10 protein-coding genes are annotated in these 10,401 nt (G+C 63.8%); 2 read left to right on the forward strand and 8 right to left on the reverse strand.

Annotated features, from left to right (window positions below; translation table 11 throughout):
* From NTZ26_15570 to dnaX, 5 genes are all read right to left on the reverse strand, one after another.
* Window positions 1–456, reverse strand: a 456-nt coding sequence (locus NTZ26_15570) for a twin-arginine translocation signal domain-containing protein (GenBank protein ID MCX6561913.1), incomplete at its 3' end; no start/stop codon positions are given.
* 410 nt (window positions 457–866) lie between these two features.
* Entirely contained in the window at window positions 867–4,382 is a 3,516-nt protein-coding gene (gene nifJ, locus NTZ26_15575) for a pyruvate:ferredoxin (flavodoxin) oxidoreductase (protein MCX6561914.1), read from the reverse strand.
* A gap of 57 nt (window positions 4,383–4,439) precedes the next feature.
* Window positions 4,440–5,045 (reverse strand): recombination mediator RecR, encoded by a 606-nt coding sequence (gene recR, locus NTZ26_15580; protein MCX6561915.1) that lies wholly within the window; start codon window positions 5,043–5,045, stop codon window positions 4,440–4,442.
* The gene (locus NTZ26_15585) at window positions 5,045–5,356 is read right to left on the reverse strand and encodes a YbaB/EbfC family nucleoid-associated protein (protein ID MCX6561916.1); all 312 of its coding nucleotides are present in this window, start codon (window positions 5,354–5,356) and stop codon (window positions 5,045–5,047) included. Before NTZ26_15585 ends, recR begins: the two co-directional genes overlap by 1 nt.
* 4 nt (window positions 5,357–5,360) lie before the next feature.
* On the reverse strand, window positions 5,361–6,830 hold the full coding sequence (dnaX, locus tag NTZ26_15590; GenBank protein ID MCX6561917.1) for a DNA polymerase III subunit gamma/tau: 1,470 nt from the start codon (window positions 6,828–6,830) through the stop codon (window positions 5,361–5,363).
* Between the two features lie 145 nt (window positions 6,831–6,975).
* On the opposite strand from dnaX, the gene NTZ26_15595 reads away from it, so the two are divergent.
* A complete protein-coding gene (locus NTZ26_15595) occupies window positions 6,976–7,728 on the forward strand; it encodes a heparan-alpha-glucosaminide N-acetyltransferase (protein MCX6561918.1) in 753 nt (250 codons plus the stop codon).
* Entirely contained in the window at window positions 7,725–8,597 is an 873-nt protein-coding gene (locus NTZ26_15600) for a DMT family transporter (GenBank protein MCX6561919.1), read from the forward strand. Before NTZ26_15595 ends, NTZ26_15600 begins: the two co-directional genes overlap by 4 nt.
* Before the next feature lie 432 nt (window positions 8,598–9,029).
* On the opposite strand, the gene NTZ26_15605 is transcribed toward NTZ26_15600, so the two are convergent.
* The 3 genes from NTZ26_15605 to NTZ26_15615 form a co-directional block, all read right to left on the reverse strand.
* Entirely contained in the window at window positions 9,030–9,638 is a 609-nt protein-coding gene (locus tag NTZ26_15605) for a hypothetical protein (protein ID MCX6561920.1), read from the reverse strand.
* Window positions 9,639–9,717: 79 nt separating this feature from the next.
* Window positions 9,718–9,960 carry a hypothetical protein gene (locus NTZ26_15610; GenBank protein ID MCX6561921.1) on the reverse strand — a complete coding sequence of 81 codons (243 nt, stop codon included), beginning with the start codon at window positions 9,958–9,960 and terminating at the stop codon, window positions 9,718–9,720.
* Window positions 9,942–10,401 (reverse strand): hypothetical protein (locus NTZ26_15615; protein ID MCX6561922.1); only part of this gene is annotated, 460 nt, incomplete at its 5' end. The genes NTZ26_15615 and NTZ26_15610, both read right to left, overlap by 19 nt.

Below are 10,401 nucleotides of genomic sequence, written 5' to 3' on the forward strand. Positions count from 1 at the left end.
CATGCCGACCGGGCCTTTGTTGAGGGTCAGGCCGGTCCGCTGGAACTCGCGGTCGAGGCGGTCCCAGACAATGACGGCGTTATCCTTGACTCCGGCGCTCTTAAGCCCGGCCGCAACCGCGTTGACCGACTCGATCGAAGAAGAAACGCGGGGGGCGCCGAGGCAGTTGATCTTGATCCCGACCACGTCGTCGGGCGAGAAGAGCGAAGCCCAGGCCGCCGCCTCGGTCTTCTCCCCCGTCAGCTCTTTCATGCCGGCGGCAAAGGCCCGGCCGATCGCGGCGGGATTGTACCGGCTCTCAATCAGCATATCCTCGGCGGCTGCCGAAACGACCCGGCTCTTGGAAACCGCGGCGCTCGTCGTCGGAGACCACCGCCCGGTTGCGCATGCTCCGGGCAGGACCGCGCCGCCTGCAATCGCCGCCGCCGTCTTGATGAACTCCCTGCGAGTGGTCATGGAAACCTCCTGGCCGGCGGCTCCCATTCTACCAGATTCCCCGGTCCGGAAATAAAAGGGTCATCTCCCATCTCGGGAAACGCATCTGGGGTATCGGCCCGGCGGCTTCGGCCTCTTCTCGCCTTTTCCCACAGTTCTCTTCGGCGCCTCGGAACTGCGCATTCCAGATCACCCGGTCTTCTTGGCCACCCACTCCCTTTCGTTTCCGTTGGATCGTCGCGTGCTCAAACAGCCCTCGGCGGCCGTTGGCTTCCCTCAGATAACTATGGAAAAAGGCGCCGGCCTCGCGATTTCGCCGTTGGCCGATACCCCATCTGCGTTCATTTCCCGGAGATGGGAGATGACCTAAAATGAAACGGCCGCCCCGGGGAAGCCCGGAGCGGCCGCGGCAAAACGATGCGGGGCGGAGCTTACTCCGCCATCTTCTTGTAGGACTCGAAGCGCTTCTTGGCCTGATCCGCGGCCTGGGCGAAGAGCTCCTTGGCGATCTCGGGATACTGCTGGGTCAGGGTCCGGTAGCGGACCTCGTTCTTCAGGAAGACGTCATACTCGAGCTTCGGCTCGCGCGAGTCGAGCTGGAGCGGGTTCTTGCCCTCCTTGGCCAGCAGCGGGTTGTAGCGGTAGAGGATCCAGTAGCCGGTGTCGACGGCCAGCTTTTCCTCGGCCTGGGACTTGCGCATGTCGATACCGTGGTTGATGCACGGCGAGTAGGCAATGATGATCGAGGGGCCGGGGAAGGCTTCCGCTTCCTGGAAGGCCTTGAGGCACTGGTTCATATTGGCGCCCATGGCCACCGAAGCGACGTAGACGTAGCCGTAGGCCATGGCCATCCGCCCCAGGTCTTTCTTGGAGGTCTTCTTGCCCGAGGCGGCGAACTTGGCCACCGAACCGGTCGGCGTGGACTTGGAGGCCTGGCCGCCGGTGTTGGAGTAAACTTCGGTGTCGAGGACCAGGACGTTGACGTTGCGGTTCGAAGCCAGGACATGATCCAGGCCGCCGTAGCCGATGTCGTAGGCCCAGCCGTCGCCGCCGATGCACCAGACGCTCTTCTCGACCAGGAAATCCTTGAGCTCGTCGATCTTGGTCAGGTGCGTCTTGGCCGCCCCGGGAGCCTTGAGAGCCTCGGGCAAGGCCGCCACGACCGCCTTGGCCGCCGCTTTGGCTTCTTCGCCGACGTTCGCCCAGGCCGCTTTCATCTTGATCAGGGCCTCGGCCAAGGCGGGAACAACGCCCGCGGCAAGGGCCGCATCGATCGAGGCCAGCAGCAGCCGGCGATTGGCATCGACCGCCAGCCGCATGCCGAATCCGTATTCGGCGTTGTCCTCGAACAGCGAGTTGCCCCAGGCCGGGCCCTTGCCCTCGACGTTGACGCAGTAGGGCGACGTCGGGAAGGTGCCGCCGTAGATGGAGGAGCAGCCGGTGGCATTGGCGATGATCATCCGTTCGCCGTAGAGCTGGGTGGCCAGCTTGACGTAGGGTGTCTCGCCGCAGCCGGCGCAGGCGCCGCTGAACTCGAACAGGGGCCGCAGGAACTGGCTGCCCTTGAGCGTTTCGGGCTTGATGCCGTCCAGGACGTTGTCGGGCAGCTTGTCGAAGAACTCGGCCTTTTGGGTCTCGCCGGCCGCGCGCAACTCGGCGATGGGGGTCATGACCAGGGCCTTGGTCTTGGCCGGGCAGACTTGGGCGCAGGAGCCGCAGCCGACGCAATCCTCAACGTAGACCTGGACGCGGTACTGCAGACCGCGGTCGTTCTTGGTGTTGGACTTGAGGACGGCGAAGCCCGCGGGTGCGGCCTTGAGGTCCTCCGGGGCGATCTGCTTGGCCCGGATAGTGGCGTGGGGGCAGACGAAAGAGCACTGGTTGCACTGGGTGCAGTTCTCGGGCAGCCATTTGGGGCACTCCGTGGCGATGCCGCGCTTCTCCAGCCGGGAGGTGGCGGTTGGAATGGTGCCGTCGAAGGACATCTTGGACACCGGCAGGCTGTCGCCCTTGAAGCGGGTGACCGGGTCGATGACCTCCTTGGCGAAGGCGATGGCGTCGTCCGGAATAAGCTTGAGCATCGGGGCGGACTTGGCGATCTTGGCCGGGACGGGAACCTCTTCCAGGCCGGACGCGGCGCGGTCGACGGCGTCCCAGTTCATCTTGACGACGTCCTGGCCCTTGCGGCCATAGGTCTTCTCGATAGCCTTCTTGATCAGGGCGATGGCCTCGTCCCCGGGCAGGACACCCGAGAGCTTGAAGAAGCAGGCCTGCATGATCGAGTTGATGCGCAGGCCCAGGCCCAGCTCGCCGGCGATCTTGAGGGCGTCGATGGTGTAGACTTTGACCTTCTTATCGATGATCGTCCTCTGCAAGTCCTCGGTCAGGTTCGCGAAGACTTCCGAGGCCTTCCAATCGGAGTTGATCAGGAAGATGCCGCCTTCGCGGATTCCCTCCAGGATGTCCAGCCGCCCGATGTAGGAGGGCTTATGGAGGGCCACGAAGTCGACCGTGTTCAGGAAGTACTGAGATTGGATCGGGCTCTTGCCGAAGCGGAGGTGCGAGATCGTGACGCCGCCGGACTTCTTGGAGTCGTACTGGAAGTAGCCCTGGCCGTACATCTCGGTGTTGTCGGCGATGATCTTGATCGAGTTTTTATTGGCGCCGACCGTGCCGTCCGAGCCGTAGCCCCAGAATTTGCAGCGGACCGTGCCGGGAAGCTCGGTGTCGAGGACCGGGCCGACCGGGATCGAGGTGTGGGTGACGTCGTCGTTGATGCCCACGGTGAAGCCGTGGCTGGCCTTCCCGGCCAGGTGGTCGTAGACGGCCTTGACCATGGCCGGCGTGAACTCCTTGGAGGACAGGCCGTAGCGGCCGCCGATGATCTTGAGGCCGCGGCCTTCCAGGGCCACCACGATATCGAGGTAGAGCGGCTCGCCGATGGCGCCGGGCTCCTTGGTCCGGTCGAGGACCGCGATCCGCTTGACCGTTTTGGGCAGGGCGGCGGCCAGCGCGGCCACGTCGAACGGCCGGTAGAGGCGGACCTTGACCAGGCCCAGCTTGGCCCCATGGGCGTTAAGGTAATTGATTGTTTCCTCGGCCGTTTCGGCGCCCGAGCCCATCATGATGATGATGGCCTCGGCGTCGGGGGCGCCGAAGTAGTCGAACAAGTGGTACTGCCGGCCGATGGCCTGGGCCACTTTGTCCATATAGTGCTGGACGAGGGCCGGGGCTTCCAGGTAGTCCTTGTTGATCGTCTCGCGGCCCTGGAAGTAGACGTCCGGGTTCTGCTGGCCGACCTTCATCATGGGCCGCTCGGGGTTGAGCGAGCGGCGGCGGAAATCCTCCAGGTACTGGGGCTCGAACAGCCCGGCCAGGGTTTCGTAGGAGACCTGGTCGACCTTCTCGACGACGTTCGAGGTCCGGAAGCCGTCGAAGAAGTGGAGGAAGGGGATCTTGGTCCGCAGGGCGGCCAGGTGGGCCACGATGGTCAGGTCCTGGGCCTCCTGGACCGAGCCCGCGCAGGTCATGGCGAAGCCGGTGTTGCGGGCGGCCATGACGTCGCTGTGGTCGCCGAAGATCGACAGCGACTGGCAGGCCAGGGAGCGGGCCGAGACCAGGAAGACCGTCGGCAGCATCTCGCCGGCGATCTTGTGCATGTTGGGCAGCATCAGCATCAGGCCCTGCGACGCGGTGAACGTCGTGGTCAGGGCGCCGGCCGAGAGCGAGCCGTGGACCGCGCCGGAGGCGCCGCCCTCGGACTGCATCTCGACGACATCAACTTTCTGGCCCCAGATGTTCTTGCGGCCGGCGGCCGACCACTCGTCGGCCAGTTCGCCCATCGTCGAGGACGGGGTGATCGGATAGATGGCCGCGACTTCGGAATACGCGTAAGCAACATGCGTCGCCGCGGTATTTCCGTCGATCGTCTTGAAATTTTTCTTCATCGGACACTCCTCTTTGGCGCCGCGCGCGGCGGCGTCGGAAATTTATTGGGAAAAAAGCTAGTCTTTCATCTCCGTCCGGCCTTCCAGAGCCTTGCGCATCGTGACCTGGTCGGCGTAGTCGATGTCCGAGCCGACCGGCAGGCCCATGGCCAGCCGGGTCATCTTGAGCGGCAGGTGACAGAGCATCCGGACCAGAAAGTGGGCGGTCGCCTCGCCGTCCGCGGTCGGATTGGTGGCAATGATGACTTCCCGGACGCCGCTTCCCGAAAGGCGCTTGACCAGCTTGTCCAGCTTGAGGTCCTCGGGGCCGACCCCTTTCATGGGCGCCAGTGTCCCCAGCAGGACGTGGTAGCGTCCGTGGAAAACTCCCGTCTTCTCGATCGTCCCGATGTTGAAGGGCTCTTCGACGATGCAGAGCGCGTCGTCCGCACGCGACGGATCGGAGCAGAAGGCGCACGGGTCGACGTGGGTGATGTTGTTGCAGACGGAGCAGGGGAACAGGCTTTTCTTGACCTCGCGGATGCTCTCGGCCAGGGCTTCCGCCTCGGCCGCCGGCTGGGCCAGGATGTGGAAGGCGATGCGCTGGGCGGTCTTGGCCCCGATGCTGGGAATCCGCCGCAGCTCTTCGATCAGGCGGTTCAGCGGCTGGGCGGCTTCCGTCATCAGGACATCCCCGGGATTTTAAGCCCCGCACCCATGGCCCCCATCTTCTGCGACATCTGATCGTCGACCTTGGCCGCGGCGTCGTTGAAGGCGGCCACGATGAGGTCCTGGAGCATGTCGACGTCGTCCTTGTTGACAACCTCGGGGTCGAGCTTGAGGGACATCAGGTTTTTCTGGCCGTCCACGGTCAGGACGACCATGCCGCCTCCGCTTGTTCCCTCAACCCGCATTTCGGCCATCTCCTTCTGCATCCGCTCCTGCATCTCCTTGGCCGTCTTGAGCATTTTATTGAGGTCGCCGATGCCTTTCATCATGTCAGGTCTCCTCGTCCGGCAGCTTGGGCTTGTTGTCCACGGACACGATGCGGGCCTTGAACTTGTCCATGAACAGGCGCAGGGAAGGGTCCTTGAGGGCCGCCTCCCGGTCGGAATCGCGGCCGGGCGCGGGGGCCGCCGGTTCGGCGGTCCGGGCGGGCGGGCGGGGCTCCGCGGCGGGGATCGCGCGCGGCGCGGGCGGCTCGGGCCGCGGCCCGGCCGGCGCGGGGCCGGTCCGGATCGTCGCCGTGGGGATCGGGGTCATCCGCGGGGCCGGCCGAGGAGAATCCGCGGCCGGGTTCCGGCGCGGACCGGTCCCCCCGTCCCCGCTTCCCGCCTTGAGGATCTCGATCTCCCGCAGGATGTCCTGCACGGCGACGAGCCGGCGGAAGTGGCAGAGACGGACCATGACGGTCTCGAAATAAATCTGGGGATGGGAAGCGAACTTGAGTCCGCCCTCGGCCGCCTGCAGGGCCTGCAGGCGCCGCAGCCATTCCTCGGGGGGCGCCTTCTCGGCCTCGGCTTTAAGCCGGACCATGTCTTCGGCGGCGACAAGCAGGAGGTCCTGGGCCGCTTCGACCGTGCGCACTAAAAGCAGGTTTCGGAAGTGCTGGACCAGCTCCTTGTAAAAGAAGCGCAAGTCGTGGCCCGCCTCGACCGCCTTCTCGGTCAGTCCGAAGACCAGGTCCGCCCTCCCGTCCTGCACGGCCGCGGAGAAGGCGAACAGAAGGTCGCGGCTGACGACTCCCAGGATCTCCTTGATCTCGGCGTCGCCGATCGTCTCGCCGCAGAAAGCCACCGCCTGGTCCAGCAGGCTCTGGGCGTCGCGGATGGACCCCTCCGAAGCTTCGGCGATCAGCCCCAGGCCGTAGGGCGTGACGGTCAGGCCCTCCTTGCCGGCGATGACGTTAAGGTGGTTGACGATCTCGCGGTGGGAAACCCGCTTGAACTCGAAGTGCTGACAGCGGGAAACGATGGTAGCCGGGACTTTGTGGAACTCGGTCGTGGCAAAGATGAAGACCGTCTGTGGAGGAGGCTCCTCGAGCGTTTTAAGAAGGGCTTGAAAAGCAGGTCCTGTTATCTGATGGAACTCGTCAATATAAATGACTTTAGTCCGGCTATGCATGGCCTTGTAGCGGACCGAGTCGCGGAGCGAGCGGATGTCATCGATGCCACGTGTTGAGGCTCCGTCGATCTCCAGGACGTCCAGGGAGCGGTCCTCATCGATCTCGCGGCAGCTCTCGCAGACGTTGCAGGGGGTCGGGGTCGGCCCCTTCTCGCAGTTGAGGGCCTTGGCCAGGATGCGGGCGGCGGTCGTCTTGCCGACGCCGCGCATGCCGGAAAAGATATAAGCTTGGGCTATCCTGTTATTAGCAAGGGCGTTCTGCAGAGTGCGAACGACGGCCTTCTGGCCGATCATCTCCTCGAACGTCTTCGGCCGGTACTTGCGGGCGTAAACCAAGTATTGCATGAGCCTGTTGATTCCCTCGGGACAGGGCGATCCGTCTGTTCCGGGACGCTATAGATTATCACAGGTCCGCGGGCGGCCGCAAAGACATTTTCGGCCTGGAGTCCGCCGCCCGGACCCGCTATAATTCGGCTGAGAACACATCCCCATGGCCCTATCGATCGAACGGCCCTTGCCTCCCGCCAAGGCCGGGAATCGGATCTGGGAGATCGACTTTCTGCGCGGCGTCGCCATCCTCCTGATGGTGGCCTATCACTTCGGCTACGACCTGGTCGAGCTGGCCGGGGTCCGCACGGTTCTGGGAATCCGGGTCAACCTTCAATCCCCTCCGTTTCAGTTCCTGGTCAGCTTCTTCGCCGGGCTCTTCGTGGCCCTTTGCGGGATCAGCGGAACCTTGACCCGCTCCAATATCCGCCGGGGGCTCAAGCTGCTGGCGGTGGCCCTGCTGGTCACCGCGGCCAGCTTCGTCTTCAACCGCGAGGAAACGATCTTCTTCGGCATCCTCCATTGCCTCGGAGTGAGCCTCCTGCTCTACGGCCTGATCCTGGAACGGGCCAAGCCCCTGACCTGCCTGGCGGCGGCCGGCTTTATCTTCGGCCTCACGATCACTGTCCCGTTGGCCCTCAAAAACGTGCCTATCCGGTTTGACTGGCTCCTGCCCTTCGGCGTCTTCAGCGACACCTTCTCGTCGTTCGACTATTTCCCCCTCCTCCCCTGGTTCGGCGTGTTCCTGGTCGGGGCCGCGGCCGGCAAGGCATTCTATAGCCCGAGGCAAAGCCTCTTGCCGCCCCTGTCTCCCGTTCCGCTAGTCAACATTGCGGGCCGCTATTCGCTGTGGATTTACGTCATCCACCAGCCGGTTCTTCTTGGATTGTTCACCCTCCTCGGGCTGATTAAATGAACCGCACCGGCCGGACTTATCCCCTCCTTGAAATCCACGGTGCCGTGCTCCTTTTCGGGCTGGCTGGCTTGTTCGGCAAGTGGCTGGCCGTTTCCCCCCTGATCATCGTCCTGGGCCGGGTCGTCTTCGCCAGCCTGGCCTTGGGGCTCGTCCTGCTCGTCCGGGGCGGCCCGCGGCGGCGGATATCCCGCGGCGACCAATGGCTGTTCGCCGGCCTGGGGATATTGCTGGCCGGCCATTGGACGCTGTTCTTTCTCTCGGTCCAGGTTTCGACTGTGGCCGTGGGGCTTCTCGCCTATTCGAGCTTCCCTGTATTCACGGCCTTTTTGGAGCCGGCTTTGTCCAAGAAGCGGCTCGATTCATATTCGCTCTTCTTCTCCGGATTGTGCGGGCTGGGTATCTTCCTGATCATCCCCCGCTTCTCCTGGACGGAGAGCGTCTTCCGGGGAGTCATCCTCGGGCTCGGGGCCGGCCTGACGTTCGCCCTGTTGAGCGTCCTCAACCGGCGGCTGACGGCCCGCTACGACAGCGTCGTCATCGCCTTCCGGCAGGACGCCATCGCCGCTTTGGTCCTCCTGCCCACGCTTTTCATCATCCGTCCCGTCCTTTCGGCCGGGGATATCGGGCTCCTGGCGATGCTCGGCATCGTCTGCACGGCCGGCGCCCATACCCTGTTTATCGACGGGATGCGGATCATTCCGGCCCTGACCGCCAGCATCATCGCCTCGCTCGAGCCGGTCTACGGGATCGTTTTGGCCCTGGCCTTTCTGGGAGAGGCGCCCTCCGCTCGAACTTTGCTCGGGGGGGCGGTCATCCTGGCCGCCGCGACGGCGATCTCGCTGCGGGCCATCCGTCCGGCAAACGACTGAAACCGAACGCGGGAAAAGGGCTGGAAATGCGAGTCGATGATCAAGCCCCGCGGGGGGCATTAATGGCCACGACGATGATCGGCAGCGGCGATCTCAAGACCGCGACCCGCGCCGCACCAAAAGACCGAACCATCCGATACGATAGCGTTCGCAGTCAATCGGCCTTTCGGACCGTTCAGGACGGCGTATCGAGCCAGGACCTCGACCGAGATCCAGACGCGGGGGCCGAGCTTCCAGCAAAGGCGCAGGGTCTCCCGCCATCGCCCGTAATAACTCCCCCCGGCCAATATTCCTCATTCTCCGACGTCCGCTGGCTCGATCGGCCGGCGGAAAGGAACCCGATCTCAAACCCCAGCCAGAACGGGCCTTTAGGATGAAGGGCGATTTCGGCGCTGAGATCGGTCCCCCAATGGAGCGGACCGCCGGTACGCGTCAAATCCCGATCCCGATGAGAAACCGAAGATACGAAGCTTTCAAGGACGACCAATCGCCCGTATCGAACAGGTGCCGGAACACTCCGCCCAGAATCAGGAACGGAGACTGCGGCTTCGGAGACAACGCCAAGCGGACACCCAGCCCTCCGTCGACATGGAAATAGATCCCTTCGAAGTGGTTGACCCAATCTCCCCAGGACGGACCTCCGCCGCCCAGGGCATAGATCCCGCACCGTCTTCCGATCGGGAGTTCAACGACGACGTTTAAGGAGACTGAGAGGAAATGGAACGGCTCGGCGGAGGAATAGACTGGGCCGGGCACGCTGAAGTACCAGGTCATCTCGTTTCTCGCGGCCTGGTAGTCAACAGCCAGCTGCGCCCCGAAAGGACGCACAAGCGGCAGCTGGGCGAAGGCGCCGAGATGATACCTGAGTCCATCGTATTGATTGGAGTGCCCCCGGAACTTCCAGCCGAACTCCCAGCTCGTCCCCCAGGCCCATCCCCCCGTAAGGCCGAATTGTACTCGTCGGTTCTCTTCGGCGCCTGTTGCGAGAACCAACCCCCATCCCATGACCAGAATAACCGTCCAACGCTTAAGAACTGCCATCCGATGCCCCTTCTTCCCGTTGCTTCGCTAGAACGGCTCCGCGGCTCTCTCTCACAGCTTAAGCCGAGCCGGCGGCCTGTCAATCCCCGGCCGGGATTGTTCCCCCGACGGGCAGGCCGGCCTTCAGCTTGAACCGGATGTCCAAAACGCCGGCTTCCTTCCTCACTTTCCCGGCCTGGGACTGGAAATCCGCGAAATCGAAGCCGTCGGCTCGGTCGGACGTGACTTTGATGTAGCTGTCCAGGTTGGCCCGCAGAAAAGCCAGGGCCGCGGAAGCCGTTTCCCGGTCCGGATAAGGAACGATCAAACGGGTGAACGACATCCCGTCGGGCATCCGATATTCGGCCAAGGCACCAAAAACCTTCCCGCCGAGCCCGAGGATATCCCCTTCCCCGAACGTGAAGTAAGGCTGAAGCCCATAGGGACCCCGGCTAGAAAGGTATTGGCCAGGGCCACGGCCTCGGCTTTGGCGGCGGGGACGTCTCCGAGGTTGTCGACTTGGACGAAAAAGCGGCCTTTGACGACCGTCAACTGGACTTCTTCGCTGGAATTGCGGGCCGCGACTTCGGCAAAAGGCGTTTCCTTCCCCATCTTCATCAAGTAGATGCCCAAAGCAGAGGCGGCGCTCTCCATCTCGTAAGCGTTAAGAGTCAGCTCAGACTTGCCCCGGGCGAAGGCCTGCAGGCGCATCCTGGCGAACCCGAACTCGAGAAAGAGCTCGGCTCCGCCGTCGATCTGGTTGAAGAGGTCCTGGCCGGTAAAA

It is taken from the genome of Candidatus Aminicenantes bacterium, from assembly GCA_026393855.1.
Classification (GTDB): Bacteria; Acidobacteriota; Aminicenantia; order Aminicenantales; family UBA4085; genus UBA4085.